Source organism: Nocardia sp. NPDC059154 (assembly GCF_042755705.1).
GTDB lineage: Bacteria > Actinomycetota > Actinomycetes > Mycobacteriales > Mycobacteriaceae > Nocardia.
The window spans coordinates 27,772-53,127 of record NZ_JBHZCS010000026.1 but is presented as its reverse complement, the minus strand read 5'-3'; the positions used below and the strand labels follow the sequence as shown (position 1 = coordinate 53,127).

At 68.9% G+C, this 25,356-nt stretch carries 28 protein-coding genes; 17 read left to right on the top strand and 11 right to left on the bottom strand.

Features of this window, described 5'->3' with window-relative positions; all coding sequences use genetic code 11:
• Positions 1-81 precede the first annotated feature (81 nt).
• The 3 genes from ACFXN1_RS22845 to ACFXN1_RS22835 form a co-directional block, all read right to left on the bottom strand.
• Positions 82-1,104, bottom strand: a complete 1,023-nt coding sequence (locus tag ACFXN1_RS22845) for a medium chain dehydrogenase/reductase family protein (RefSeq protein ID WP_379438165.1) — start codon at positions 1,102-1,104, stop codon at positions 82-84.
• A gap of 81 nt (positions 1,105-1,185) precedes the next feature.
• Positions 1,186-1,749 carry a TetR/AcrR family transcriptional regulator gene (locus ACFXN1_RS22840; protein WP_379438167.1) on the bottom strand — a complete coding sequence of 188 codons (564 nt, stop codon included), beginning with the start codon at positions 1,747-1,749 and terminating at the stop codon, positions 1,186-1,188.
• Positions 1,750-1,796: 47 nt separating this feature from the next.
• Entirely contained in the window at positions 1,797-2,492 is a 696-nt protein-coding gene (locus tag ACFXN1_RS22835; RefSeq protein WP_379438169.1) for an NADPH-dependent F420 reductase, read from the bottom strand.
• Between the two features lie 88 nt (positions 2,493-2,580).
• On the opposite strand from ACFXN1_RS22835, the gene ACFXN1_RS22830 reads away from it, so the two are divergent.
• The 3 genes from ACFXN1_RS22830 (at position 2,581) to ACFXN1_RS22820 (ending at position 5,069) form a co-directional block, all read left to right on the top strand.
• A complete protein-coding gene (locus tag ACFXN1_RS22830; protein ID WP_379438171.1) occupies positions 2,581-2,967 on the top strand; it encodes a winged helix-turn-helix transcriptional regulator in 387 nt (128 codons plus the stop codon).
• Positions 2,968-3,132: 165 nt separating this feature from the next.
• Complete coding sequence (locus ACFXN1_RS22825) at positions 3,133-4,383, top strand: sensor histidine kinase (protein ID WP_379389222.1); 1,251 nt, start codon at positions 3,133-3,135, stop codon at positions 4,381-4,383.
• Positions 4,380-5,069 (top strand): response regulator transcription factor, encoded by a 690-nt coding sequence (locus tag ACFXN1_RS22820; RefSeq protein ID WP_154790977.1) that lies wholly within the window; start codon positions 4,380-4,382, stop codon positions 5,067-5,069. The genes ACFXN1_RS22825 and ACFXN1_RS22820 overlap by 4 nt, the downstream gene beginning before the upstream one ends.
• Before the next feature lie 106 nt (positions 5,070-5,175).
• Here ACFXN1_RS22820 and ACFXN1_RS22815 read toward each other — a convergent pair whose 3' ends face one another.
• The 7 genes from ACFXN1_RS22815 to ACFXN1_RS22785 form a co-directional block, all read right to left on the bottom strand.
• The gene (locus ACFXN1_RS22815; RefSeq protein WP_379438173.1) at positions 5,176-5,532 is read right to left on the bottom strand and encodes a hypothetical protein; all 357 of its coding nucleotides are present in this window, start codon (positions 5,530-5,532) and stop codon (positions 5,176-5,178) included.
• 258 nt (positions 5,533-5,790) lie between these two features.
• Entirely contained in the window at positions 5,791-6,276 is a 486-nt protein-coding gene (locus tag ACFXN1_RS22810; RefSeq protein WP_379438174.1) for a hypothetical protein, read from the bottom strand.
• Positions 6,277-6,298: 22 nt separating this feature from the next.
• The gene (locus tag ACFXN1_RS22805; RefSeq protein ID WP_379438176.1) at positions 6,299-6,754 is read right to left on the bottom strand and encodes an Ig-like domain-containing protein; all 456 of its coding nucleotides are present in this window, start codon (positions 6,752-6,754) and stop codon (positions 6,299-6,301) included.
• A 177-nt stretch (positions 6,755-6,931) separates the two neighbouring features.
• On the bottom strand, positions 6,932-7,477 hold the full coding sequence (locus ACFXN1_RS22800; protein ID WP_379399559.1) for a hypothetical protein: 546 nt from the start codon (positions 7,475-7,477) through the stop codon (positions 6,932-6,934).
• Between the two features lie 55 nt (positions 7,478-7,532).
• Complete coding sequence (locus ACFXN1_RS22795; RefSeq protein ID WP_379438177.1) at positions 7,533-8,138, bottom strand: hypothetical protein; 606 nt, start codon at positions 8,136-8,138, stop codon at positions 7,533-7,535.
• A 34-nt stretch (positions 8,139-8,172) separates the two neighbouring features.
• Positions 8,173-8,928 (bottom strand): hypothetical protein, encoded by a 756-nt coding sequence (locus tag ACFXN1_RS22790; RefSeq protein ID WP_379438179.1) that lies wholly within the window; start codon positions 8,926-8,928, stop codon positions 8,173-8,175.
• A gap of 107 nt (positions 8,929-9,035) precedes the next feature.
• Complete coding sequence (locus tag ACFXN1_RS22785; RefSeq protein WP_379438180.1) at positions 9,036-9,977, bottom strand: hypothetical protein; 942 nt, start codon at positions 9,975-9,977, stop codon at positions 9,036-9,038.
• A 65-nt stretch (positions 9,978-10,042) separates the two neighbouring features.
• Here ACFXN1_RS22785 and ACFXN1_RS22780 point away from each other — a divergent pair, with 65 nt between their 5' ends.
• The 9 genes from ACFXN1_RS22780 to ACFXN1_RS22740 all read left to right on the top strand — a co-directional run bounded on the left by ACFXN1_RS22780 (position 10,043) and on the right by ACFXN1_RS22740 (position 18,623).
• Entirely contained in the window at positions 10,043-11,035 is a 993-nt protein-coding gene (locus ACFXN1_RS22780) for a hypothetical protein (protein ID WP_379389230.1), read from the top strand.
• Positions 11,032-12,756, top strand: coding sequence for a hypothetical protein (locus tag ACFXN1_RS22775; RefSeq protein ID WP_379438182.1), 1,725 nt, complete (start codon positions 11,032-11,034; stop codon positions 12,754-12,756). The genes ACFXN1_RS22780 and ACFXN1_RS22775 overlap by 4 nt, the downstream gene beginning before the upstream one ends.
• A 22-nt stretch (positions 12,757-12,778) precedes the next feature.
• A complete protein-coding gene (locus tag ACFXN1_RS22770) occupies positions 12,779-13,699 on the top strand; it encodes a sugar phosphate isomerase/epimerase family protein (protein WP_379399606.1) in 921 nt (306 codons plus the stop codon).
• A 99-nt stretch (positions 13,700-13,798) separates the two neighbouring features.
• The gene (locus tag ACFXN1_RS22765; protein ID WP_379438183.1) at positions 13,799-14,695 is read left to right on the top strand and encodes a thioesterase family protein; all 897 of its coding nucleotides are present in this window, start codon (positions 13,799-13,801) and stop codon (positions 14,693-14,695) included.
• Positions 14,696-14,780: 85 nt separating this feature from the next.
• The gene (gene proC / locus ACFXN1_RS22760; protein WP_379399553.1) at positions 14,781-15,599 is read left to right on the top strand and encodes a pyrroline-5-carboxylate reductase; all 819 of its coding nucleotides are present in this window, start codon (positions 14,781-14,783) and stop codon (positions 15,597-15,599) included.
• A gap of 212 nt (positions 15,600-15,811) precedes the next feature.
• A complete protein-coding gene (locus tag ACFXN1_RS22755) occupies positions 15,812-16,054 on the top strand; it encodes a helix-turn-helix domain-containing protein (RefSeq protein ID WP_045437601.1) in 243 nt (80 codons plus the stop codon).
• 192 nt (positions 16,055-16,246) lie between these two features.
• Positions 16,247-16,348 carry a 30S ribosomal protein bS22 gene (locus ACFXN1_RS22750; RefSeq protein ID WP_003402602.1) on the top strand — a complete coding sequence of 34 codons (102 nt, stop codon included), beginning with the start codon at positions 16,247-16,249 and terminating at the stop codon, positions 16,346-16,348.
• A 227-nt stretch (positions 16,349-16,575) separates the two neighbouring features.
• Complete coding sequence (locus ACFXN1_RS22745) at positions 16,576-17,607, top strand: NAD-dependent epimerase/dehydratase family protein (RefSeq protein ID WP_379399605.1); 1,032 nt, start codon at positions 16,576-16,578, stop codon at positions 17,605-17,607.
• Positions 17,604-18,623 carry a lysophospholipid acyltransferase family protein gene (locus tag ACFXN1_RS22740; RefSeq protein WP_379438185.1) on the top strand — a complete coding sequence of 340 codons (1,020 nt, stop codon included), beginning with the start codon at positions 17,604-17,606 and terminating at the stop codon, positions 18,621-18,623. Before ACFXN1_RS22745 ends, ACFXN1_RS22740 begins: the two co-directional genes overlap by 4 nt.
• An 82-nt stretch (positions 18,624-18,705) precedes the next feature.
• Here ACFXN1_RS22740 and ACFXN1_RS22735 read toward each other — a convergent pair whose 3' ends face one another.
• Positions 18,706-19,656, bottom strand: coding sequence for an HAD family hydrolase (locus ACFXN1_RS22735; protein ID WP_379399604.1), 951 nt, complete (start codon positions 19,654-19,656; stop codon positions 18,706-18,708).
• Between the two features lie 183 nt (positions 19,657-19,839).
• Here ACFXN1_RS22735 and ACFXN1_RS22730 point away from each other — a divergent pair, with 183 nt between their 5' ends.
• The 5 genes from ACFXN1_RS22730 to ACFXN1_RS22710 all read left to right on the top strand — a co-directional run bounded on the left by ACFXN1_RS22730 (position 19,840) and on the right by ACFXN1_RS22710 (position 25,193).
• Positions 19,840-20,100, top strand: coding sequence for a glutaredoxin family protein (locus tag ACFXN1_RS22730; protein WP_354846896.1), 261 nt, complete (start codon positions 19,840-19,842; stop codon positions 20,098-20,100).
• A 323-nt stretch (positions 20,101-20,423) separates the two neighbouring features.
• Positions 20,424-21,188, top strand: a complete 765-nt coding sequence (locus tag ACFXN1_RS22725) for a redox-sensing transcriptional repressor Rex (RefSeq protein ID WP_379399552.1) — start codon at positions 20,424-20,426, stop codon at positions 21,186-21,188.
• Positions 21,185-22,573: a glutamyl-tRNA reductase gene (locus tag ACFXN1_RS22720; protein WP_379438187.1), complete on the top strand. Its 1,389-nt coding sequence runs from the start codon at positions 21,185-21,187 to the stop codon at positions 22,571-22,573. Before ACFXN1_RS22725 ends, ACFXN1_RS22720 begins: the two co-directional genes overlap by 4 nt.
• Complete coding sequence (gene hemC, locus ACFXN1_RS22715) at positions 22,570-23,634, top strand: hydroxymethylbilane synthase (protein ID WP_379399550.1); 1,065 nt, start codon at positions 22,570-22,572, stop codon at positions 23,632-23,634. Before ACFXN1_RS22720 ends, hemC begins: the two co-directional genes overlap by 4 nt.
• The gene (locus ACFXN1_RS22710) at positions 23,631-25,193 is read left to right on the top strand and encodes a uroporphyrinogen-III synthase (RefSeq protein WP_379389237.1); all 1,563 of its coding nucleotides are present in this window, start codon (positions 23,631-23,633) and stop codon (positions 25,191-25,193) included. Before hemC ends, ACFXN1_RS22710 begins: the two co-directional genes overlap by 4 nt.
• Positions 25,194-25,356 lie beyond the last annotated feature (163 nt).

The window sequence follows — 25,356 nt, the reverse complement described above, 5'->3', positions numbered from 1 at the left end:
CCCTCCGGGATCGAAGCCCCGGGTGTGCACAACGGCGTGCACACCCGGGGCTTTGCTTTTCGCCCGCATCGGTGCCGAGGTTCAGGCTTCGCCGAGGATGACGACTTTGCCGGTGACGGTGCCGGATTCGGCGAGGGTGAGCGCCCGTGCGGCCTCCCGCAACGGGATTCGGGCCGCGATCTGGGGGTGCAGCACGCCGCGCTCCGCGAGATCGAGCACCGCGCCGAGGTCCGCGGCGAGCTGAGCCCGGAACCGGGCGAGCCGGCGGCGTCCGGCCCAGATGTTGTAGAAGGACGCATGCCGCCCGTTGGGCAGCGCGTTCCACCACAGCAGCCGGGCGAACAGCTTCAGCACCGGCAGCCGGGAATCGCCCTCCTCGTCCTTGGTGGCCGCGCTGCCGTAGGAGACGAGGGTGCCGCCGGGCGCCAGCAATGCGAAGGAGTCCACGATGCCGGGACCGCCGACATGATCGAAGACGGCGTCCACCCCGTTCGGCGCGAGCGCCCGCACCTGGGCCGCCACGTCCCCGCGATAGTCCACCGGCAGTGCGCCGAGCGCGGCCACCGCGTCCGCATTGCGTGCCGACGCCGTCCCGATCACCCGGATTCCGGCGGCACGCGCCAGCTGGACCAGCGTCGAGCCGACGCCGCCGTTCGCCCCGTGCACCAGAATCGTCTGCCCCGCACGGGCCTTCGCCTTCCGGTGCAGCATCTGCCAGGCGGTGATGCCATTGACGACGAAGGTCTCCGCCGCCAGCCCGTCGGGTACCGGCACCAGATCGCCCGCGGGCACCGTGAGGTGACTGCTCCAGCCGCCGATCTTGGTCAGCGCCGCGACGTGGCGGCCGACGAGGGCCGGATCGACCCCAGCGCCCACCGCCAGTACTTCACCGACGATGTCGTAGCCGGGCACGAACGGGAACGCGGGCTGGTCGTAGTACTTGCCGCGCCGCATCTGCTGTTCGGCGAAGGACACGCCCGTCGCCTCCATGCGGATCAGCGCCTCGCCGGTGCCCGGCGGCGGCAATTCGCGGTCGGTGACGGTCAGGCCCTCCGGCTCGACGCGTCCCGGCAGCACTACCTCGGTGGCGATGATGTTCGACATCGGTTCGTCCCTCTCTGGTGCGTGATTGGTCAATCACCCTGTGGGTGAAAGAAAACGCCCTCGTCGGAGGGCGTGTGAAGGTCAGTTGAAGTGGCGGATTCCCGCGGTCAGGGTGGCGGCCCAGGCGCCCTCGCCGGCGTCCAGGCCGAGGGTGGTGATCAGGTGGCACAGCTGTCCGTAGGCCATGAAGTGCTGCACCTGCTCACCCGTTGCGCCGGAACGGGTTTCGGCGAAGTCGGTAATGCGCTGGAGGCCGCGGCGCATGGCCGCGGCGATATCGGGCGTATCGGCCGCGGACAGGGCGTGCACCTGCAGCATGAGCAGGCTCTTGTCCGCGATCAATTCGGCGTAGGCCCCGCCCATTTCGTGCAGCACCCGCTCCGGATCGCCGCCCGGTGTCCGGGCGGCTCCGGTGGCCAGCGCCCCCTCGACCTGCTCGAAACACCGGTCCAGCGCGGCGACGAACAACTCCACCTTGCTGGGGAACAGTTTGAACACGTACGCGGGGGAGATCCCGGCCGTCGCGGCGACGGTGTTGATCGGGGTCCCATGGAATCCGGTCTTGGCGAATTCGGTGATGGCCGCGTCCAGCACGGCTTCCCGTCGAATGTCCGAAGTCGAGAGTGCGATCCCGCGCCTGTTCATGTGAGTGACCATACACTCACTCTGCGGCTCCCGGCAAGCCCACCGGCCTAATCCGCAACGGCGAAGGCGGACTTCAAGGGCGGGAACATGGCTCGGGCGTCGTGGCCCGCGAACCAGAGACCGACGACGAAAGCCGAAGTGGCTTCGAGGTATCGGGCCTGGGCGAGGCCGCCCGCGTGGACCGGATGCAGCTTCAGGTCCGTGGCCAGGGTGGCCACCGTCGCCATGGCGTTCGGGTCGTCGCCGCACAGCGGGACGGTCAGGGGGCGGCCCTCGAACTCGCGGTGCGGGCCCGCCCAGACCTCGGCCGCAAGCAGATTGAACGCCTTCACCACACGGGCTCCGGGCACAGTGGCTGCGATCCGTTCTGCGACAGCGGGTTCGGAAAGGGTGAACCCTCCGCTGTCGGGCGCGAAGGCATTCGTGCAGTCGATCAGCGCGCGGCCCGCCAGGACATGGCTTCCGTCGGTTCCGTCCGCCGCACCCACCCCCGTCACGTCCTCCGAGTTCGCCGCGGCGAGCACCTCGGCGAGGGCGTCGACCGGGACGGCGAGCAGTGTGATGTCGCCGAAGCGAGCGGCGTCGGCGATGGTGGTGGCTCGTGCGCCGTGGCCGATGACAGCGACTGCCTCGTCGGCGCGGGCCGAAGTGCGTGCACCGAGCGCGATTTCGTGTCCGGCCGCAGCCCAGCCGCCGCCGAGGGCGCGGGCCATCTGTCCGGCTCCGATGATTCCGATTCGCATGTGAACTCCTTGGTCTGGCTTGCGAAATCGACGCTAGGGATTCCGATGCGCACTCCCGGGTGCCCAATGGCGGTGGCAGGCTGGATTCATGACGGCCGAGATCATCGAACCGGTGGAATTCGCGGAGTACGGCGGGCTCGAATCCGATTGCCCCGCGCGGCTCGCCGTGGACGTGTTCGGCAATTCGTGGCTGACTGTGATCGTTTACACACTTCGCGAGGGCCCGATGCGGCCGGTGGAGTTGCGGCGGGCGATCGGCGGCATCAGTCAGAAGATGCTCACCCAGACGCTGCGGCGCATGGAGCGGATGGGATTGCTGGCACGTCGCCGATACGCGGAAGCCCCACCGCGCGTGGAGTATTCGCTGACTCCGGCGGGCGCGGATCTGCTCATCCCCATCTTCGCGCTGGGGGAGTGGGCGGACCGCCACGGGGACACCGTCCGCACCGCCCTCTACGGCGACGCCGAGGACTGATCCGCGATCGCGAAAGTGGTTGCCGCAAGGGCGCTCAGCGGTCGAGACACGCTGACCGAACATTGCGTAAACGCCGGGCTAACGAGGATGGAAGTACCCATGACCTGCGTGAAACTTCCAGCACCCGGGGTTTGACCACGCGTCGGCGACCGTACGATTCAAAGTGTGAGCGTTCCACAGGCCGTGCTTTTGGCAGTCCTGGCGGCCGTAGTCGGACTGGCCGTCGGAGGACTGCTCATTCCGTATGTGAACGCTCGCCAGGAGCGCCTGCGCGCCGCCACCGACACCGGGCTGACCATGTCCCAGGTCCTGGACCTGATCGTGCTCGCCTCCGAGTCCGGCATCGCCGTGGTGGACCAGTATCGGGACGTGGTGCTGGTGAACCCGCGCGCCGAGGAGCTGGGCGTCGTCCACGACCGCCTGCTCGACGAGCGCGCCTGGGCCGCGGTGGAACAGGTGCTGGCCGGCGGCCAGGACGTCGATTTCGAACTCACCGCCAAGATCCCCATGCCGGGCCGCGCCCGCCTCGCTGTCCGAGGGGTTGCTCGGCCGCTCTCGCAGGAGAACACGAACTTCGTGGTCCTGTTCGCGGACGACGACTCCGAGCAGGCCCGCATGGAGGCCACCCGCCGCGACTTCGTCGCCAATGTGAGCCATGAGCTCAAGACCCCGGTCGGCGCCATGAGCCTGTTGGCCGAGGCGTTGCTGGAATCCGCCGACGATCCGGACTCGGTGCGGCACTTCGGGGAACGCCTGCACGGCGAGGCCCGCCGCATGGGCAAGATGGTGACCGAGCTCATCGCACTGTCCCGCCTGCAGGGCGCGGAACGGCTGCCGGAACTGGAAGCCGTCGACGTCGACACCGTCGTCACCCAGGCCATCGAGCGCTCCCGCAACGTGGCCGAGGCCGCGGGCATCACCGTCTCCACCGACGCCACCAGCGGCCTCGAGGTGCTCGGCGACCAGACCCTGCTGGTGACCGCCCTGTCCAACCTGGTCGAGAACGCCATCGCCTACTCGCCGCGCGGCTCGCACGTGTCGGTGAGCCGGGCGCTGCGCGGCGGCTACGTCAATATCGCGGTCACCGATCGCGGCATCGGCATCTCCAAGGAGGACCAGGAGCGCGTCTTCGAGCGTTTCTTCCGGGCCGACAAGGCGCGCTCGCGTGCCACCGGCGGTACCGGCCTCGGGCTGGCTATCGTCAAGCATGTGGCCGCCAACCACAACGGTGAGATCACCCTGTGGAGCAAACTGGGCACCGGATCGACGTTCACCCTGCGTATCCCGGCCCACCCTGCCGATTCCAACGGGCAGGTCGACAAGAGACTTGCCACCGGTGTTCCGGTGGCCAAGAAGGAAAACGGCTCGCGCCCCCTCGGGCGGGCCAGAACCAACGGTGTGGAGGCAACCCGATGACGAGTGTGCTGATCGTCGAGGACGAGGAGTCGCTGGCCGATCCGCTCGCGTTCCTGCTGCGCAAGGAGGGGTTCGAGGTCACCGTGGTGGGTGACGGCCCGGCCGCCCTGGCCGAGTTCGACCGTTCCGGCGCGGACATCGTCCTGCTCGATCTCATGCTCCCCGGCATGAGCGGCACCGACGTGTGCAAGCAACTGCGCGCTCGCGGCAGTGTCCCGGTGATCATGGTGACCGCGCGCGACAGCGAGATCGACAAGGTGGTCGGCCTGGAACTGGGCGCCGACGATTACGTCACCAAGCCCTACTCCTCGCGCGAGCTGATCGCCCGCATCCGGGCCGTGCTGCGCCGCGGCGCCGGCGAGGAACCCGACAACGGCAGCGAGACCAGCGTGCTGGAGGCCGGCCCGGTGCGCATGGACGTGGACCGCCACACCGTCCAGGTGAACGGCAAGGCGGTGACCCTGCCGCTCAAGGAGTTCGACCTGCTCGAATATCTGCTGCGCAATTCGGGTCGCGTGCTCACCCGCGGACAGCTCATCGACCGCGTCTGGGGCGCCGACTACGTCGGCGACACCAAGACCCTCGACGTGCACGTCAAGCGCCTGCGCTCGAAGATCGAGGCCGACCCGGCCAAGCCGGAACACCTGGTCACCGTGCGCGGCCTGGGCTACAAGCTCGAGGCGTAGCCCACCCGGACGACAAAGAACCCGCCCGCTTCGAATTCGCGAAGCGGGCGGGTTCGGCTTACTCCCGACCAAGTCCTTCGTGCGGCCCCCCGGCAGTCTTCGGTGCTTAGGCGTTGGGGTCGTTCTTCATGGTGTCGACCCACGCGGGGCCGAGGCCCGGCAGGTCCTGCTTGTCCAGAATGATCCAGCCCAGGCCCGGGTTGTCCTGCTGCATGCAGCCGTACCACGGCACGTCGGCGCCATTGCCCTTGCACGCGATGGTGTGGCTGGTGCCGTACGGGCTGACGATGATCTGCTTGCCGGCATCCTTGGCGCTCAGGACGGCGGGATCGTTGTACGCGACGAAGTCGGCGGTGCGATCGCTGTACGCATTGGGGTCGGCGTTGTCGGCGAACGCCTGCGGCGCGATGGCGAGAACGGCACCTGCGGCCAGCGCGGTGACGGCGAGAGTTTTCTTGATCATGGCCAGGATGTCTAACACGCTCCGGTGAATTCGCAATAGCGGAACAATGTCGCGCATACTTCGGGCTATTCACATCCCGAGGTCATCGGACCGGAGGGGATGCGAAATATACTTCTGCGCAGCCTGATTCGTTTGTCGTCCGGCCGCACCGGTTGTTCACCTCCCGGACACCCGCGATCGCGTCACATAACGACGCGGGTCGGGCTCGGGACGTCCGCGCCCGCCGCGATGTGACAGCGGGCACGAAACCGGTGCGGACTACGAGCCCGCGCTGCCGGTCAGCCCGCCGAGCAGGCCGCCAAGCGCCGAACCCGCGCTGCCGGTCCCGCCGCCACCGCCGGCGCCGCCACCGCCACCGCCCGGCTGGGACGGATCGGTCACGTTCACGATGACGGTCTTGGTGTTGCCGCCCTGCGAGGCGGTGATCATGTGCTGGCCCGCGGTGGTGGGCTTCCAGTCGACGTGGGAGTAACCGACCGGCCACGGCACGATGCCCACGCCATTGGTGAGGCTGGCGCCGTTGTCCGACCAGTAGACCAGCAGGCCGATGCCAGCCCCGCTGAGGTTCGCGGTGAGGGTGTAGCTGGTGTTGATCGTGTACGGGGCCGTGCCGGAGATGGCGACCGAGTCGACTGTGGCGGCGGCTTGCGGCGCGGCCAGCACGGCCACGGCGGCGGTGGTCGCGAGACCCGCGACGCCCGCGGCGATCCGGCGGGCTGATCTCGATGCGCGAATGCTGCTCATGCGGAAAGTCCTGTCTCGCTTACTAGTTCGGCGTGGTGCCGCTGCTGCCGCTGCCGAGCGGACCGGCGGGCCCGAAGCCGCTGCCGCTGCTGCTGGAGCCCGAGCCGAGCGGTGCGTCGGCCACCTGCACGACGATCGACTGGCTGTTGGGGCCCTGGGACGCGGTGATGATGTGCTGTCCGCTGGTGGTGGGCCGCCAGCTGATCGAGGCGTGTCCGGGCGGGGACGGGATCTTGGGCGGGCCGATCTCGTTGCCGTTGTCGCTGAAGTACACGAGCAGGCCGATCGAGGCGCCGCTGAGGGTGGCCGAGATGGTGTACGCCTTGTCGACCACCGGGTTCGTCTGGTCGATGCTGACCGTGTCGACCGCGGCCAGGGACGCGGGGGCCGCGACCACGGCCGCGGCGGCGAGGGCGGCGAAGCCGGCGATCCCCACGCCGGCTCGGCGCGCGCGGATCCTCGGTGGTGTGTTGCGCATGTGTTGCTCTCCTGTGCTGCCCCACGGGGAGATGTGCGGGCTTCCGCACCCTAAGTGACCGAATGTGTGAAGCGTGGCTATTTCGAAAAAATAATCAAGCAAGCGTCCGCTTGGTACTGGTGGGCGTGACGGGCCCCACCGGAAAACCCGCCACGCCGTACCCGAATCGGGTGGTTGCTAGCTGCTGCCGAACAGCCCGCGCAGCAGTCCGCCGACCAGGGTGCCCGCGCTGCCGCTCGCGCTGCCCGTGCCATTGCTGCCAGTGCCGCCGCTGCCCGGCGTGGTGGTGGTCGGGTTGCTGGTGGGCGGCGTGGTGGTGGTCGTGGTCGGCGGCGTGGTCGTGGTTGTGCCACCGGAACCGCTGCCGACATTCACGACCAGGGTCTGGGTGCTGTTGCCCTGCGAGGCCGTGATGATGTGCTGGCCCGGGGTGGACGGCGACCAGTCGAGGCTGGCCTCACCCGGCGGCCACGGGACCTTGCCGGCCGGAGTCAGGCCGGCGCCGTTGTCGCTCCAGTAGATGAGCAGGCCGACCGACGCGCCCGACAGGGACGCGTGCAGGGTGTAGTCGCCGCCGACGGTGGGCGTGGCGCTGGAAATGGTGATCACGTCGACGGTGGCGCTCGCGGTCGGCGACATGGCCACCGCAACCGCGGCGGCAGCCGCCACCGTGACGCCGGCCAGCCCGGCCCCGATCACGCGGCCCGAAGGTTTGCTGCGCATGGGTACTCCTGTGCTTCTCATGGTGTGCCCCAAGGGAATTGGGGTGGGAATCGGATCAGAGCCCGAAGGGCAGGCCATTGGCGCTGCCGGTGCCGCCGCCGCTGCTGCCGCTGTTGCCCGGCGACGTCGTGGTGGTCGGCGGGACCGTGGTGCTGGTGGTCGGGACCGTGGTGGTCGTGGTCGGCGGCACCGTTGTGGTGGTCGGCGGGACCGTGGTCGTGGTGGTCGGCGGGACCGTCGTGGTGGTGGTCGGCGGCACCGTGGTCGTGGTCGTGGTGGTGGTGGTGGTGCCGTCGCCGACGTTCACGATCAGGGTCTGGGTGGTGCTGCCCTGCGAGCAGGTGATGATGTGCTGGCCCGGGGTGCTCGGGGTCCAGTCGAGGCTGGCGTGGCCGGGGGGCCACGGGACCTTGCCGACCGGGGTCAGGCTGCTGCCGTTGTCACTCCAGTAGACGAGCAGGCCGATCGACGCGCCGGAGAGGTTGGCGCTGAGGGTGTAGCTGGTGCCGACGGTCCAGTTCGATCCCGAGATGGAGACCGAGTCGACGCTGGCGTGCGCGGCCGGGGCCTCATGGGTGGTCAGGACGGTGACCGCGCCGGTCGCGATGGCCAGCCCGGCCAGACCCGCGCCGAGGCTGCGCCCCATGGGGGTGATTCTCATGAAAACTCCTGGATTTCAGGGGAATTGGTCTCCATCAGAGACCGAAGGGCAGCCCGTTGGCGCTGCCGGTGCCGCCGCTGCCACCGCCGCCGGGGGTGGTCGTGGTGGTCGGGGGAACCGTTGTGGTGGTGGGCGGTTCGGTGGTGGTGGTCGGCGGTGCCGTGGTCGTCGTCGGCGGAACCGTTGTGGTGGTGGGCGGTTCGGTCGTGGTGGTCGGCGGAACCGTTGTGGTGGTGGGCGGTTCGGTCGTGGTGGTCGGCGGCACCGTCGTGGTCGTCGGCGATTCAGTGGTGGTGGTGGGCGGGACCGTGGTGGTCGTGGTCGGCGGCACCGTTGTGGTGGTCGGCGGGACCGTGGTCGTGGTGGTCGGCGGGACCGTTGTGGTGGTGGTCGGCGGGACGGTCGTGGTGGTGGTGCCGTCGCCGACGTTCACGATCAGCGTCTGGGTGGTGCTGCCCTGCGAGCACGTGATGACGTGCTGCCCGGGGGTCTTGGGGGTCCAGTCGAGGCTGGCGTGGCCGGGGGGCCACGGGACCTTGCCGACCGGGGTCAGGCTGCTGCCGTTGTCACTCCAGTAGACGAGCAGGCCGACCGAGGCGCCGGAGAGGTTGGCGCTGAGGGTGTAGCTGGTGCCGACGGTCCAGTTCGATCCCGAGATGGAGACCGAGTCGACCGAGGCGTGGGCGGCGGGGGCTTCGTGTGTGGCCAGAACGGTGACTGCGCCCGTCGCGATGGCCAGCCCGGCGAGACCGATGCCGAGATGTCGGCCGCCCAAGCGGATTTTGCTCACTATGCGTACTCCTGTGCTGCGACCCATGTGGGTAGGGGTCCGTCGCACAGTAAGGGAGGGGCAATGTGAAATTGGGTAATTTCAGAAAATTACTGGCTAGTTCTCCGCTATTGCTGCGCGGGCTTCGCCTTCCGGGCTGCCTTCTTCGCGGACGCGGCCTCCCGCTTCGCGGACTCGGCCTCCCGCTTCGCGGACTCGGCGGCCTTCTCCTCCGCGATGGCCGTGGCCGGATGCACCGCCACGATGCCCAGTCCCTGACGGCGTTTGCAGTGCTGCGCCAGCTCGTCGTAGGCGGGCTGGCCGATCAGCTCGATCAGCTCGGGTGCGTAAGCCTCCCACACCGGGCGAGTGCCGACGTGCGCATCCGGCGAACCGGTGCAGTACCAGTTCAGATCCAGGCCGCCGGGCCCCCAGCCACGGCGGTCGTACTCGGTGATCACGGTGCGCAGGATCTCCACCCCGTCCGGCCGGTCAACCCATTCCTGGGTGCGGCGGATGGGCAGCTGCCAGCACACTTCCGGCTTCACGGTGAGCGGCTCCAGGCCCTTGCGCAGCGCCATGGTGTGCAGCGCGCAGCCGATGCCCTCGGCGAAGCCGGGCCGGTTGAGGAAGATGCAGGCGCCGTCCACTCGCCGGGTGCGCAGGGCGGGCTCGTCGTCGAGGTCGTCCTCTTCCAGATACAGCTTCTTGCGGACCCGGCCCTTCTCGTCGACGGCCTTGTCCATCAGCTGCCAGTCCTCGGGTGTGAGCATTTTCACAGCCTGGTGCAGCTTCTTGCCGTCCTCCTCGTCGGAGAGGAACGCGCCGTGCGAGCAGCAGCCGTCGTTCTCCCGGCCGTCGATGATGCCCTGGCATGCCGGGGTGCCGAAAACGCAGGTCCAGCGCGAGAGCAGCCAGGTCAGATCGGCCGCGATCAAATGCTCATCATTTGCTGGATCGACGAATTCGATCCACTCCCGCGGGAAGTCGAGTTCAACTTCGGGCGCCGGGTCGATCTTCGCCGCTGGTCGCAGCCCGGTCGGTCCGCTCGCCGATGCACCTGCCGTCACAATGCGGAACGCTAACAGCTCAGTCGCCTGGCCAGAAGTCCTGACGCACCCAGTACCGTGTTCTTGTGCGTCTCGGTGTACTCGATGTGGGAAGCAATACCGTCCACCTGCTCGTGGTGGACGCGCATCGTGGTGGACACCCGATGCCTATGAGTTCGACGAAGTCGGCGCTGCGGCTGTCCGAGAACATGGACGACCAGGGCCGGATCACGTCCGCGGGCGCCGCGCGGCTGACCGCGACGGTAGCCGAATTCGCAAGTATCGCAAAGACTTCCGGCTGCGTGGAGCTGATGGCGTTCGCCACCTCCGCAGTCCGCGAGGCCACCAACTCCGACGAGGTGCTGGCCCGGGTGCGGCGCGAGACCGGAGTCAATCTGAAGGTGCTCACCGGTGTCGATGAGGCTCGACACACCTTTCTCGCCGTGCGGCGCTGGTACGGCTGGAGCGCCGGGCGGATGCTGAATCTGGACATCGGCGGCGGCTCGCTCGAGATGAGCAACGGCGCGGACGAGGTGCCGGATGTGGCGTTGTCGCTGCAACTGGGCGCAGGCCGGCTGACCCGCGACTGGCTGCGCCACGATCCGCCGGGCAAGCGCCGGGTCGCGGTGCTGCGCGACTGGCTCGACGCCGAGCTCGTACTGCCCAGCAAGCAGCTGCTCGAGGTGGGCCGCCCGGATCTGGCGGTGGGCACCTCCAAGACCTTCCGCTCGCTGGCCCGGCTGACCGGCGCCGCCCCCTCTGTTGCGGGACCCCGGGTGCGGCGTACTCTCACCAGTTCCGGCCTGCGGCAGCTGATTGCGTTCATATCGAGAATGACGGCCGCCGACCGGGCAGAATTGGAAGGCGTAAGTTCTGATCGGTCACAGCAACTGGTGGCCGGTGCGCTGGTCGCGGAGGCGAGTATGCGGGCTCTGTCCCTGGACACGCTCGAAATCTGTCCCTGGGCACTGCGAGAGGGATTGATCTTGCGCAAACTGGATACCGACCTGGATAGCGAACCGATTACCGGCGGCCCCGACAGCGGCCTGTCGGGCCCGATCGAAACGGTGTCTCGATGACCGAGGATTCAAGCCAGCTGTCCGTCGCCGAGCTACTGGCGCGGAACGGCCAGCAGAGTGGGGCCCCCGCCGGCGGCGGCGGGCGCAGACGTCGAAGCGGCCGTGGCATTTCCGTCGCGGAACTGACCGGTGATATTCCGGTGGTGAGCGCGGGATCGTCCTCACACGCCGTGCCGGACGAGGACGTGGCCGAGCCCGCCCCGATCGAATCGGACTATTCAAACTCTTCGAACTTCTCGAATCATCCTGATTATTCGAGCTTTCCGGATTATTCGGACCTGGTAGCCGCCGCATCGGGCAAGCCGGACTATTCACAGTACGACGCGGTACCCGATCCGGACCCCGCGTATTCGCCGCTCTCCGGGCCGATCTCGTACTACGACCCGCTGGCCCCCGCCCCGCAGCCGCCGTCCCTACCGGAGCCGTCCCAGGACTGGTCCGCCGGTCTGGACTGGCCGCCGACCGAGAACCCGCTACCGGAGGCCCGCCCGAGCGGCGGCCGCCGCCGCAAGCCGGACCCGCTGGACTCCGATGTCGCGCTGGGCCGGTTGCCGGGCATCGAACCTCCCGCCCCGCCCGCCGCGCCGCGCGAGGGCGGTCGCCGGCGCCGCTACGACCCGGACGACGAGAACACCGACGAGGTGCGTCCGTTCCGCGGCGATACCGGCCAGCCCGCCGACGGGGCCGCACGCACCCAGTTCAATCCCGCGGTCCGCCAGCCCTTCGACGACCGGCCGCCGTACGACGATCAGCCGCCCTTCGGTGACCCTGCCCGCACCCAGTTCCAGCCGGCCGCCCCCGCGTGGTCGCCGGTGCCGGGACCCGAACCGCTACCGCGCACCCCCGGGCAGGATCGGCCGCCCTTCGAGCCGCCGCAGGCCGCGCCCGCCGCGCCGCCCATGTCGCGCTCGGCGCGCCGGCACGCGGAATCGCAGGTCCAGAATGCCCCCCAGGGCCCGGCCGTCGACCGCCGCGGCGGCGTCGACCACGGCGCGGCCAACGGACTTCCGGAATGGTCCGCGCACCGACGACCCGACGCCGAACCCGTCCGCGACCGCCAGGATCAGGCCGCGGTGCCGACCGCCGCGTGGTCGTCGCTGGCCCACTCCGATCAGCAGCTGCTCTCCGGGGAATCGGTGGCAGGTGATCTGCTCCGCGACGCCCAGCAGCGCGACGATCAACGCGCGGAACGGAATTCGCGAAATGCCGGCAAACGTCCCGGCGGCGGGCGCGGCCGTGCGGTGGCGCCCGAGCCGGAGCCCGACGACCACCTCACCGATTTCTACGAGCCGTTCGACGACTACGACGACTATGACGACGACGAGCCCGAGACGTCGCTGGGCGGACGGCTTTCCGCGCTCACGCAGAAGGCCGGCTCCTTCGCCCGCAAGAGCAAGAGCAGGAGCACCCGCGGCGCCCCGGCCCGCTCGCGTGCGGCGGCCCGCTCCGACGACGATGAGCACCGCCGGCAATGGCTGATGATCGCGGGCCAGAGTGTGGGCGCCGCGGTCGCGGGCATGTTGCTGTTCAAGGGCTTCGAACGCATGTGGGAAATGCTCCCGTGGGTGGCCCTGGCCCTGGCCATGATCGTGATTCTCGGCCTGGTCGCCCTGGTGCGGGTGCTGCGCCGCACCGATGACATCTTCAGCACTGTGATTGCCGTCGTCGTAGGCGTCTTCGTGACGCTCGGACCGCTAGCCTTTCTACTCAGTACGAACTGAGCAGGGAGCAGCAGTGGGGAACATCGTGCAAGCGCAGGGGGCGAGCACCGAGGACCGGGCGGGGCGAAAGGAAGTCCGGGTCGGGCTCTCGACCGCATCGGTGTATCCGGAGAACACCGAGGCCGCCTTCCGCTATGCGGCCGAACTCGGATACGACGGCGTGGAACTCATGGTGTGGGCCGAGCCCGCCAGCCAGTCCATTTCGACCGTGCAGCATTTCGCGCACAAATACGATGTGCCGGTGCTGGCCGTGCACGCCCCGTGCCTGCTGATCTCGCAACGGGTCTGGGGGTCGGACCCGATCGCGAAACTCACCCGCAGCGTGCACACCGCCGAGGCGCTGGGCGCGGCCACCGTGGTGGTGCACCCGCCCTTCCGCTGGCAGCGCCGCTACGCCGACGGCTTCGCGAAACAGGTTGCCGAACTGGAGAATTCGAGCCCGGTTGCGGTGGCCGTGGAGAACATGTTCCCGATGCGCGCCGACACCCTGTTCCGCGGCAGCTCGATCGAGCGGCTGCAGCGCCGCGGCGGCCCCGGCCCCTCCATCACCACCTTCAGCCCCTCCTTCGACCCCACCGACGTCGGCTTCCGGCACTACACCCTCGACACCTCGCATACCGCCACCGCGGGCATGGATCCGCGCGTCCTGGCGGGCCGCATGGGTTCCGGTCTCACCCACCTGCACCTGGCCGACGGCCGCGGCGCCGCCACCGACGAGCACCTGATCCCGGGCGAGGGCACCCAGCCGGTGGCCGAACTCTGCGACATGCTGGTACACAACGGTTTCGACGGCCAGGCCGTCATCGAGGTGAACACCCAGATGGCCCGCACCACCATGGACCGGGCCGCCATGCTCAACCGGGCGCTCACCTTCGCCCGCACCCACCTCAACCCCTTCACCCCCGCGCCCACCCCCGAACCGACCGTCGCCCACCGCGGCTGAGAGCCTCGGCGGGGGTTGCGTGATTCATCCCACCGCTGGGGCGGAAAGATCCGACCGTCCGTTTACGCTGTACAAACCGCGACAGTGGAAGGACAGCGGATGACAACGGAGTTGACCGTCGATCTCGAATCGGCGAGCGAACTGGCGAACGCGCCGTTCAGCCGCGTCTGCGCGCTGACCGAGGTCGAGGCGGAGACTCCCGGGCTCGGCCGCTACGCGGGCCTGATCGAACCCACCTGGACCATCGGCGACAAACTGCACGGCGGCACCATGGTCGCCGGCAGCGCGGCCGCCGCCACCGAATGGCTGCGCCGCACCGCGCCCACGCAGGCCGCCATGTTCCCCATCTCGGCCAGCACCGACTTCCTCGGCGCACCCGTCCCCGGGGAGGTCGAGTACGAGGTCCGCACCCGCAAGCTGGGCCGCCAGATCGCCCTCATCGACGCCGGCCTGATCCAGGACGGCCGCACCCTGGTGCACACCGCCTTCACCTTCGGCCACCTCGACGACGCCGTCCCGCAGTACGCCGTCGACCACGCCGGCGACATGCCCGCGGAACCGCCCGCCGACGCCCTCGCCTACGACGAGCGCAACCCCATGGGCAAGATCGTCCACGTCGCCCAGGGCTCCTCGGTCGCCATCGACCCGGCCTGGGCCCGCTTCCTCGCCGGCGAGAAATCCGAACCGCGCCTGCGTCTCTGGATCCGCCCCTTCGAGGGCGACGAACAGGACCCCGACGTCGCCGCCTTCTTCGCCCTGATGGCCGCCGACATGAGCCCCCCGGTCCCCATGAACCTCGGCCACTTCGGCTGGGCCCCCACGGTTCAGCTCACCACCTACCTGCGCCGCCGCCCGGCCCCCGGCTGGCTCCGCGTCATCGCCCACAGCCGCGAGGTCGGCAACCGCATGTTCGACGAGGACCAACTCGTCGTCGACTCGACGGGCGCCATCGTCGCCCAGAGTCGCCAACTAGCCCTCATCCCTCAACCCCGCTGACCCCGCCGGCACGGGTTCCCAAGGCCAACGCTCCTCGGCTGTGCGCTGAAGGCCCGTATAGGCGGGACAGCTAGCCTTGATCCTCATGACGAGGATTGCGGTTATCGGTGGGGGTCGGATCGGGGAGGCGTTGATCGCCGGTCTGCTCGAGTCCGGGCGGGCGAACAAGGATCTGGTCGTGGTGGAGCCGGTGCCGGCGCGGGCCGAAATGCTGGCCGACCGGTTCGGGATTCGCGCCACCGACGACATCGCCGATGCCGCCAAGTCCGCGGATCTCATCGTGATCGCGGTGAAGCCGAACGATGTGGACGCCGTGGTCGCCGAGCTGGGCAAGGCCGAACTGGGCGACGACCACGATCAGGTGCTGGTGTCGCTGGCCGCCGGCGTGCCGACCGCGCGCATGGAGTCCCGGCTGCCCGCCGGCTTCCCGGTCGTGCGGGTCATGTCGAACACGCCGATGCTGGTGGGCCAGGGCATGAGCGCCATCGCGCCCGGCCGCTACGCCCGCAAGGAGCAGCTGGCCCTGGTCACCGAGATGCTGGAGTCGGTGGGCAAGGTGGTGACGGTCGCCGAATCGCAGATGGATGCCGTCACCGCGGTGTCGGGTTCGGGCCCGGCGTACTTCTTCCTGATCGTCGAGGCCATGATCGACGCCTCGGTGGGCCTGGGTCTGAGCCGCGATGTGGCCGCCCAGCTGGTGACGCAGACGATGCTCGGTTCGGCGGCCCTGCTCGAGGAGTCGGGACAGTCTGCTCCGGAATTGCGCGCGGCCGTCACCTCGCCCGCGGGCACCACCGCGGCGGGCCTGCGGGCGCTGGAGCGGGGTGCGGTGCGCTCGGCTTTCCACGATGCATTGGACGCCGCAAAACGCCGTTCCGCCGAACTCGGCGTGATCGCGGACTAACGTTGATGGTGCGGCGAGTGCGCTCCCCGCATTCAAATACTGCTCGGTTGCTAGTTTGCTGCCGAAGGCCGACTCGCCACAGCAAAGGCTGATTTCTCACACCCGTCGCAGCAATCCCACTGGTCCCGCTAAGCTTCAAGGAGCACGTGCGTGTCTGTTCCGCCGGTGGGGAAGCCGGCGGCGCGGACGTGCCGGAGGTCAGTGGCGCAATGATGTCTGGAAACAGCCAAGCGAGGTCCGGAAACAGCCCAATCAATGCAGGATCCGTCATCGGCGGAGGAACTCAGTTCCTCACCGTCGCCGAGGTCGCGAATCTGATGCGGGTATCCAAAATGACGGTGTACCGGTTGGTGCATTCGGGAGAGCTGCCCGCGGTGCGGGTGGGGCGTTCCTTCCGGGTACACGCCAAGGCGGTGCACGACTATCTGGAGACGTCCTACTTCGACGCGGGGTAGTACACCCGGATAACCGATCGGCCACCCGTTTCGTTCGCCGGAGAGTGGCCCGGTAGCATGGACCGGCATCCTGTACGTGCCGGTGGTGCCGCCGGGTCCATTCGGCCCGTATCGGGTAGGGACTGTGCAGGGTCAGACAGTGTGCACCCCGCGGAAGCGGGGATGACCCGAGAGAACGCGAGGAACAACCCTATGGGTTCTGTGATCAAGAAGCGCCGCAAGCGCATGTCGAAGAAGAAGCACCGCAAGCTGCTTCGCCGCACGCGTGTTCAGCGGCGCAAACTCGGCAAGTAAGCCGCTGTGTCGTAGCTGGAAGCCCGTCACCTCAGGTGACGGGCTTTCGTTTTTCACAGGTGATTGAAGTCATCGTTAGATCCTGGTTAATACCCTTCGGATGGTCCCTACTCGCCGGTTACTCTGGGAGCGCGGGAATAACACAGCGGCGATATTTCAAGACATGGGGGCTGCGAGTGGGATCCGGAGTGGCAGGGACTCGGGATGGGCAGGCGCCCAGGGTGGTGATGGTGACCGGTGCGAGCCGGTTCTTCGGCGGCAATGTGGTGGCCCGGCTGGCGGCCGACCCGGCCGTCGAACGCATCATCGCCGTGGACGCGAAACAGCCCAGCCGGGAGCTGCTGCGCCGTATGGGCCGCGCCGAATTCGTGCGCGCCGATATTCGTAATCCGTTGATCCGCAAGGTTATCGACGGAAATCAGGTGGATACGGTGGTGCATCCCGCGGCACTGTCGCGCCCGCCCTCGGGTGGCGGCCGGGCCGCCATGAAGGACATGAACGTCCTCGGCGCCATGCAGTTGTTCGCGGTGTGCCGCAAGGCTTCCAGCGTGCGGCGGGTGGTGGTGCGGTCCTCCTCCGCCGTCTACGGGTGCAGCGCCAAGGACCCGGTGAAATTCACCGAGGAAATGAGCGCGCGTACGCCGCCGCGCGGCTGGTTCGCCCGGGACATGATCGAGGTGGAGGGCTTCGTCCGCGGGCTGGCCCGGCGGCGGCCGGATATCTCGGCGGCGATTCTGCGCTTTCCGCCGATCGTGGGGCCGCAGCTGGCCAAACGCGGTGTGCAGTATTTCCGTTCGCCGATCACCCCGACCATCCTCGGGCGTGATCCGCGCATGCAGCTGCTGCACGAGGAGGACGGCATCGCCGCCCTTGTCCACGGGGCCATGACGGCTCCGGGCGGGACCTACAATGTGGCAGGTGACGGCGCGATGGCGCTGTCGCAGGCGATCCGCCGGGCCGGGCGGGTCGAATTGCCGGTCCCGTACGCGGTTTTCCGCACCGTCGGGCGGACCGTGATGGGCCCGGTCATGCGGGAGTTCACCGCGGAGCAGATCGACTACTTCCATTTCGGGTGTGGTCTGGACACCACCCGGATGCGCACCGAACTGGGCTTCCAGCCGCGCTGGACCACGGTGCAGGCGTTCGACGACTTCATAGGGGGCGCAGCGTTGCGGCCCGTGATCGATCCTGCGTGGATCGACGCCGCAGAAAACAAACTTCTCGGCCTGCTCGGGGCCGGGACGGGAGCACACCAATGAGTGATGTAGCGAAGGTGATTCGACTTCACGACGTGGATTTCGAGACGCGGCACAGCCGGCCGTCCCGGGCGTGGCCGGTGGGGGAACCGGCGCTCACCCCGGTGACCTCGCTGACCGACCGGCTCGCCGAAGCCGAAGCGCGCCAGCCCAAGTCGCTGGGCGACCTGATCCGGGGGACCGTTGCGGACGGGGTCCGCTACACCGCCGACTTCGCGCGCCGCCGCCTGACCGGCGATTATCAGGTCGACGAATTCGGTTTGGACGAGCACCTTCTCGAATCGGTGATCCTCCCGATGCTGCGCCCGCTGTCGGACCTGTGGTTCCGGGTCGAGGTGTCGGGCGTCGAGAACATTCCGGAGGTGGGCGGCGCGCTCATCGTGGCCAATCACGCGGGCACGGTGCCGCTGGACGGGCTGATGCTGCAGCTGGCCGTGCACGACCGGCACCCCAAGCAGCGGGCGCTGCGCATCCTGGCCGCCGATCTGATCTTCGAGACGCCGATCGTCGGCGGGCTGGCCCGCAAGGCCGGGCACACCCTGGCCTGCCCGGCGGACGCCGAAAGGCTGTTGCGCGCGGGCGAAGTCGCGGGCGTGTTCCCCGAGGGCTACAAGGGCATCGGCAAGCCGTATTCGGACCGGTACAAGCTGCAGCGTTTCGGCCGTGGCGGTTTCGTGTCGGCGGCGGTGCGCACCGGCGTACCGATCATTCCGTGCTCCATTGTGGGTTCGGAGGAGATCTATCCGAAACTGGCCGATCTGAAGCCGCTGGCCCGCCTGCTCGGTATCCCGTATTTCCCGGTGACGCCGCTGTTTCCGCATCTGGGTCCGCTCGGTGCCATTCCCTTCCCGTCGAAGTGGTACATCGAATTCGGCGAGCCGATTTCGACCGCCGGATACGAACCGGCGGATGCGGATGATCCGATGACGATGTTCGAAGTCACCGATCAGGTCCGCGAAACCATTCAGGGGACGCTGTACAAGAATCTGATCAAACGCCGGAATCCGTTCACCGGCTAGTTCTTTCGCACATATTTGCGACCGGCCCGCTCCGAAATGGAGCGGGCCGGTCGTTTTATGTGCTGGCGAAACTGCTCGAGAGCTAGCTCGCTTTGGCTTCCCGCTTACGCGAGAGCACGGCCGCGGCCGCGCCGCCCGCCGCGCCGAGTGCGAGGGCGGTGGGCACACCGACTTTCGCGGCCTTGCGGCCGGTGCGGAAATCGCGGATCTCCCAGCCGCGGTTCTTGGCGACCTCGCGCAGGTCCGCGTCCGGGTTGATGGCCACGGCGGTGCCGACCAGCGAGAGCATCGGCACGTCGTTGTGGCTGTCGCTGTAGGCGGTGCAGCGCTTGAGGTTCAGGCCCTCGCGAATGGCCAGGGTGCGCACCGCGTGCGCCTTGCCCAGCCCGTGCAGGATGTCGCCGACCAGGCGGCCGGTGAACACGCCGTCCTCGCTCTCGGCGACCGTGCCCAGCGCGCCGGTCAGGCCCAGCCGCTTGGCGATGACCTGCGCCAGCTCCACCGGCGTGGCGGTGACCAGCCACACCTGCTGGCCCGCGTCGAGATGCATCTGGGCCAGCGCCCGGGTGCCCGGCCAGATCTTGTCGGCGATGATCTCGTCGTAGATCTCCTCGCCGAGCGCGGCGAGTTCGGCGGTGGGGCGGCCGGCGATGAAGGAGAGCGCCTTCTCCTTGCCGGAGGCCATATCCTGGTGGCTCTCCTTGCCGGTGACCCGGAATTTGACCTGTTTCCAGGCCATATCGACCAGGTCGGAGGTCTTGAAGTACTTGCGCGCGGCCAGCCCGCGGGCGAAGTGCACGATGGACGCGCCCTGCACCATGGTGTTGTCGACATCGAAGAAGGCGGCGGCGGTGAGGTCACGGGGGACCGCGAGGGGCGGCATGCCGTCGTCCCGCAGCGCGAGTTCGGCGTCGTGCAGGGCGATGGCGGCGTCGGCGCTGGCCTCGCCGGCCAGGTTGGCCCGGACCTCTTCCTCGCTGGGACCGAACGGACTGCGGGTGATGCGGGTGAACTGATCCTGCAGGTCCTGCAGGCCCTGACCCCAGCGCGCCGGGAATTCACCGAAGCGGCCCGCGATGAAGCCCGTCCCCTGCTCTTTCGAACGTTCCGGCACCAGTACCTCCGCCTGTTAGCGCGAACAAGTCCACAGTAACGCCCGGGGGTGGCCGCAACGTAGACGGTGAACGACATATCGGAGAGTTGTTAGATGGTGGCTATGAGCGATTCGACACATGCTGTGACTCTGTTGACCCGCAGCGGCTGCGGCCTGTGCCACACGGCACTGGAACAATTGCGGCCGATCTGCGCCGAGTTCGGCATCGAGGTCGCGACCGTGGACGTGGACGAGGCCGCCGCCACAGATCCGGGCCTGCGCGCCGAATACGGCGACCGGTTGCCGGTCGTGCTACTGGATGGGCGCGAGCACAGCTATTTCGACGTGGACGAGCCGCGACTGCGTGCCGACCTCGCGAAATAAGGCGCAATAGGGGCTTTTCGGGGGTTCGTGACGGCGGGCCTCCTTCACCCCTTCCCACCGGTGTGTTGCGTGGCGGGTTCGCGCTGATGAGGGTTGAATGAAGCCGGGGCCGGAGCCCGCCGCAAAGTGACTGAATTCACCGACTTTGTGCAGGGCTTCACAAGCGGTTACGGTGGTGGCACGCGACCCGCCTTCTCGGGCAGCGGAAGCGACCCCCTGAACCTGACTCGACCTCGCCTGCAAGGACCGCGACGGTCTCCCGGCGTCGGGTCGACAAGAGAACCCGGACACTCACCCCCGGCCGGACGAGGAGCGCAAGCGACGTGACAGAGCAGCACGAGACGCCGCCGACTGGCGTCTCCAAGGCTCTGCAGAAGGACATCCCGCAGGCCACGGTGGCCCGGCTGGCCACCTATCTCCGCGTGCTCGCCGTACTCGCCGACGACGGTGTAGCCATCGTATCGAGTGAGGAACTGGCTGTCGCGGCGGGTGTCGGTTCGGCGAAGTTGCGCAAGGATCTTTCCTTCCTGGGGCCCAATGGCGTTCGCGGCGTGGGCTATGACGTGATCAAGCTGCGCGACCGCATCGAGGATGTGCTCGGCCTGTCCGAGGGGCACCGGGTGGTGCTGGTCGGAGCCGGTCATCTGGGCCGGGCGCTGGTCGGCTACGGCGGTTTCCGCCGCCGCGGGTTCGCCATGGTCGGGCTGTTCGACAACGATCCGGCGGTGATCGGCACGACGGTGTGCGGACTGGTCGTTCGCGATGTCACCGAAATGGCCGATGCCGTGGACACTCTGGAGCCCACCATCGCCGTCATCGCGGTGCCGGACGCGGCCGCGCAGGGCGTCTGCGATCTGCTGGTCGAGGCCGGCATGCAGTGCATTCTGAGCTTCTCCGCCCTGGCGCTCGAGGCCCCCGCCACCGTCGAGGTGCGGCGCGTCGATCTCGCGGTGGAGATGCAATTGCTGTCGTTCGAGCGGGCCCGCAGCGCGGAATCGGCCGCAGAGGAAGCGATGAGCGCGGCCGCCGGGAGCCTGATGCCCCGGGTACCGATGACAACCAGCAAGGGAGCGGTGGTCCAGCCATGAGTGTTCTTCTCGTCGGGATCTCGCATCGCAGCGCACCGGTGTCGGTGCTCGAGAAGATCGCCATCACGGAGACCGACCGGCCCAAGCTGACCGACAAGATGCTGGCCTCCAGCCACGTCTCCGAGGCGATGATCGTCTCCACCTGCAACCGCATCGAGGTCTACGCGGTCGTCGACGCCTTCCACCCGGCGCTGGGCGAGATCGGCGAATTGCTCACCAAGCATTCGGGTCTGCCGCTGCCGGAGCTCACCAAGCACGCGTATGTGCGCTACGCGGAGGCCGCGGCCGAGCACCTGTTCGCGGTGGCCTCGGGCCTGGACTCCATGGTGGTCGGCGAGCAGCAGGTGCTGAGCCAGATCCGGGCCGCCTACGCCGCCTCCGACGCGCAGCAGGCCGCCGGGCGCACCCTGCACGAGCTGGCCCAGCACGCGCTGCGGGTGGGCAAGCGGGTGCACTCCGAGACCGGGATCGACCGCGCGGGCGCGTCGGTGGTGTCGGTCGCGCTGGATCGCGCGCGCATGGTGCTGGGTCCGCTGGCGGGCCGCACCGCGCTGGTGCTGGGTGCGGGCGCCATGGGCGGGCTCGCGGTGGCGCAGCTGGCACGCGGCGGGGCGGCGAAGATCCTGGTGGTGAACCGGACGCTGGAAAAGGCGCAGCGCCTGGCCAATACGGCCACCACCATGCACGGCGTGCCGGCCGAGGCCATCGAGATGGACCGGCTGACCGAGGCGATGGCCGCCGCCGATGTGGTCGTCACCTGTACCGGCGCGGTCGGCGCCGTGGTGACGCTGGCGGACGTGCATCGCGCGCTGGCCGCCAAGACCGGCTCGGAGGAGTTGGTGATCTGCGATCTGGGCCTGCCCCGCGATGTGGACCACGCGGTGGCCGGGCTGCCGGGCGTGACCGTCATCGACATGGAGACGCTGCAGCGCGATCCGTCGGCCGGCGCGGCCGCCGACGACACCGCCGCCGCGCGCACCATCGTCGCCGACGAACTCGCGAAATACCTTGCCGGACAGCGCATGGCCGAGGTCACCCCGACCGTGGCCGCGCTGCGCCAGATGGCCGCCGACGTGGTCGAGGCCGAGCTGCTCCGGCTGGATTCCCGACTACCGGGACTCGAATCCACCGAACGCGACGAGGTGGCCCGTACCGTGCGACGGGTGGTCGACAAGCTGCTGCACGCGCCGACGGTGCGGGTCAAACAGCTGGCGTCCACGCCCGGCGGCGACAGCTACGCCGAGGCGCTGCGCGAGCTTTTCGAACTGAAACCCGGTGCGGCACAAGCGGTTGCCGCGCCGATGGAGATTTCCGCCCTGCAGGGCGAACTGGCCGACGATTTCACCGCCGCTCACCCGGGCGACGAACAGGGGCACACCGCATGACCGGAGCAATGGTGCACGAGAACGAAACAACCGTCCCCTCCACGGAGCGGATTGTTGGCCGCGGAACCGTCGAGGCGCCCTGGCGCATCGGTACCCGCGGCAGTCTGCTGGCCCTCACCCAGGCCGGGCATGTGCGCGACGCCCTGATCGCCAACGGCCAGCAGGCCGAGCTGGTCATCGTGAAGACCGCCGGTGACCAGAACGCCACCGATCCGGTGCAGAAGATCGGGGTGGGTGTCTTCACCGCCGCGCTGCGCGAGGAATTGGCCGCGGGCACGGTCGACATCGCGGTGCACTCCTACAAGGACCTGCCGACCGCGCAGGATCCGCGCTTCGACATCGCGGCCATCCCGGCCCGCCAGGATCCGCGCGACGCGCTGGTGGCGCGTGACGGCCTGGTGCTCGGTGAGCTGCCCGCGGGCGCGAAGGTCGGCACCTCCGCGCCGCGCCGGTCCGCGCAGTTGAAGGCGCTGGGCCTGGGCATCGAGATCGTGCCGTTGCGCGGCAATCTCGACACCCGCATCTCCAAAGTTACTTCCGGTGAATTGGATGCCGTCGTGGTGGCGCGGGCCGGGCTGGCCCGCATCGACCGCCTCGACGCCGTCACCGAATCGCTCGAACCGGTGCAGATGCTGCCGGCCCCGGCGCAGGGCGCGCTGGCGGTCGAATGCCGCAGCGCCGATACCGAACTCGTGACCATCCTGTCGGCTCTCGACGATCTCGGCACCCGTGCCGCGATCACCGCGGAGCGGGCATTGCTGGCCGAACTGGAGGCCGGCTGTACCGCACCGATCGGTGCGCTGGCGGAGGTCGTCGAATCGCTCGACGACGACGGCCGGGTGGTGGAGGAGTTGTCGCTGCGCGCCTGCGCGGCGGCGATCGACGGCTCGGATGTGATCCGGGCTTCAGTGGTCGGCTCGGTCGCGGATGCCGCGGACCTGGGTCGGGCACTGGCGCGCGAGCTCTTGGAGCTGGGGGCGCGCGACCTGCTCAGCGTCACAGAGGAGCCCGCTGAGCTCACCGACGACAGCAATCCCAGCCCAATGGAGAACCAACGATGAGCCGAGTGACGAAGAAGAATCCCGGTCGGATCCTTTTCGTGGGGTCCGGGCCTGGTGACCCGGCGCTGCTCACCGTGCGGGCCCGCGAGGTGCTCGGCCGGGCGACGCTGGCGTTCACCGATCCCGATGTCGACAAGGGCGTGCTCGCCCTGATCGGCACCGCGGTCGAGGAGAACCCCGACGGGACCCGTCCCGTCGACGTGCGTCCCGCGCTCGGTGACGCCGCCGAGGTGGCCAAGACGCTGATCGCCGAGGCACGCAATGGTTCCGACGTGGTGCGCCTGGTCTCCGGCGACCCGATGACCACCGATTCGGTCATCCACGAGATCAACGCCGTCACCCGTTCGCACCTGAACTTCGAGGTGCTGCCGGGGCTTTCGGCCGGCACCACCGTCCCCGCCTACGCGGGCATCGAAATCGGTTCCAGCCACACCGAGGTGGATGTGCGCGGCGAGGTGGACTGGGCGGCCGTGGCGGCCGCGCCGGGTCCGCTGGTGCTGCACGCCACCTCCGGGCATCTGGCCGAGACCGCGTCGGCGCTGGTCGAGCACGGCATGGCGCCGCAGACCCCGGTCGCGGTGACCGTGCGCGGCACCACCCGGCAGCAGCGCACCATCGACGCCACGCTGGCGACGCTGAACAATGCCGCCTCCGAACTGGTCGGCCCGCTGGTGGTCACGGTCGGCAAGGAGGTGGAGAAGCGCGCCAAGACCTCCTGGTGGGAGTCGCGGGCCCTGTACGGCTGGACCGTGCTGGTGCCGCGCACCAAGGAGCAGGCCGGTGAGATGAGCGAGAAGCTCGTCATGCACGGTGCCATCCCGATGGAGGTGCCGACCATCGCGGTCGAGCCGCCGCGCAGTCCGGCGCAGATGGAGCGCGCGGTCAAGGGTCTGGTCGACGGCCGCTACCAGTGGGTGGTGTTCACCTCCACCAACGCGGTGCGCGCGGTGTGGGAGAAGTTCGGCGAATTCGGCCTGGACGCCCGCGCTTTCAGCGGCGTGAAGATCGCCTGCGTCGGTGAGGCCACCGCGGAGAAGGTGCGCTCCTTCGGCATCAACCCGGAGCTGGTGCCCAGCGGTGAGCAGTCCTCCGAGGGCCTGCTGGCCGACTTCCCGCCCTACGACGACGTTTTCGACCCGGTCAACCGGGTGCTGCTGCCGCGCGCGGACATCGCCACCGAGACCCTCGCCGAGGGCCTGCGCGACCGCGGCTGGGAGATCGACGACGTCACCGCCTACCGCACCGTGCGTGCGTCGCCGCCGCCCGCGGAGACCCGCGAGATGATCAAGACCGGCGGTTTCGACGCGGTGCTGTTCACCTCGTCCTCCACCGTCCGGAACCTGGTCGGAATCGCCGGCAAGCCGCACGCCCGCACCATCGTGGCCTGCATCGGCCCCAAGACGGCCGAGACCGCAATCGAATTCGGCCTGCGCGTGGACGTGCAGCCCGAAATCGCTCAGGTCGGCCCGCTCGTCGAGGCACTCGCCGAGCACGCCGCCCATCTGCGCGCCGAGGGCCTGCTGCCCCCGCCCCGCAAGAAGAGCCGCCGCAGCCGCTAGCGCTCGCGGCCGGGCCCGGCGGTATCGCCGTGTTCGCCGGCCGGAACCGGGCCCCGCATCCAATGATGCGGGGCCCGTGGCATTTCGCGTTCGCTGGGTGGATGCCCATGAAAGTGCTGGCGTTCCATTTCGAACCGAAATGCATACGCTGCGTTCAGCATTC

Bases quoted from the DNA above. Each gene is read 5' to 3' on its own strand.
- ACFXN1_RS22835 (WP_379438169.1), bottom strand. From the start codon at position 2,492: ATGCGAATCGGAATCATCGGAGCCGGACAGATGGCCCGCGCCCTCGGC.
- ACFXN1_RS22765 (WP_379438183.1), top strand. From the start codon at position 13,799: ATGACAACGGAGTTGACCGTCGATCTCGAATCGGCGAGCGAACTGGCG.
- ACFXN1_RS22720 (WP_379438187.1), top strand. From the start codon at position 21,185: ATGAGTGTTCTTCTCGTCGGGATCTCGCATCGCAGCGCACCGGTGTCG.
- ACFXN1_RS22740 (WP_379438185.1), top strand. From the start codon at position 17,604: ATGAGTGATGTAGCGAAGGTGATTCGACTTCACGACGTGGATTTCGAG.
- ACFXN1_RS22775 (WP_379438182.1), top strand. From the start codon at position 11,032: ATGACCGAGGATTCAAGCCAGCTGTCCGTCGCCGAGCTACTGGCGCGG.
- ACFXN1_RS22810 (WP_379438174.1), bottom strand. From the start codon at position 6,276: ATGAGCAGCATTCGCGCATCGAGATCAGCCCGCCGGATCGCCGCGGGC.
- hemC (WP_379399550.1), top strand. From the start codon at position 22,570: ATGACCGGAGCAATGGTGCACGAGAACGAAACAACCGTCCCCTCCACG.
- ACFXN1_RS22745 (WP_379399605.1), top strand. From the start codon at position 16,576: ATGGTGACCGGTGCGAGCCGGTTCTTCGGCGGCAATGTGGTGGCCCGG.
- ACFXN1_RS22840 (WP_379438167.1), bottom strand. From the start codon at position 1,749: ATGAACAGGCGCGGGATCGCACTCTCGACTTCGGACATTCGACGGGAA.
- ACFXN1_RS22845 (WP_379438165.1), bottom strand. From the start codon at position 1,104: ATGTCGAACATCATCGCCACCGAGGTAGTGCTGCCGGGACGCGTCGAG.
- ACFXN1_RS22730 (WP_354846896.1), top strand. From the start codon at position 19,840: ATGAGCGATTCGACACATGCTGTGACTCTGTTGACCCGCAGCGGCTGC.
- ACFXN1_RS22815 (WP_379438173.1), bottom strand. From the start codon at position 5,532: ATGATCAAGAAAACTCTCGCCGTCACCGCGCTGGCCGCAGGTGCCGTT.
- proC (WP_379399553.1), top strand. From the start codon at position 14,781: ATGACGAGGATTGCGGTTATCGGTGGGGGTCGGATCGGGGAGGCGTTG.
- ACFXN1_RS22805 (WP_379438176.1), bottom strand. From the start codon at position 6,754: ATGCGCAACACACCACCGAGGATCCGCGCGCGCCGAGCCGGCGTGGGG.
- ACFXN1_RS22710 (WP_379389237.1), top strand. From the start codon at position 23,631: ATGAGCCGAGTGACGAAGAAGAATCCCGGTCGGATCCTTTTCGTGGGG.
- ACFXN1_RS22820 (WP_154790977.1), top strand. From the start codon at position 4,380: ATGACGAGTGTGCTGATCGTCGAGGACGAGGAGTCGCTGGCCGATCCG.
- ACFXN1_RS22750 (WP_003402602.1), top strand. From the start codon at position 16,247: ATGGGTTCTGTGATCAAGAAGCGCCGCAAGCGCATGTCGAAGAAGAAG.
- ACFXN1_RS22755 (WP_045437601.1), top strand. From the start codon at position 15,812: ATGTCTGGAAACAGCCAAGCGAGGTCCGGAAACAGCCCAATCAATGCA.
- ACFXN1_RS22795 (WP_379438177.1), bottom strand. From the start codon at position 8,138: ATGAGAATCACCCCCATGGGGCGCAGCCTCGGCGCGGGTCTGGCCGGG.
- ACFXN1_RS22830 (WP_379438171.1), top strand. From the start codon at position 2,581: ATGACGGCCGAGATCATCGAACCGGTGGAATTCGCGGAGTACGGCGGG.
- ACFXN1_RS22800 (WP_379399559.1), bottom strand. From the start codon at position 7,477: ATGCGCAGCAAACCTTCGGGCCGCGTGATCGGGGCCGGGCTGGCCGGC.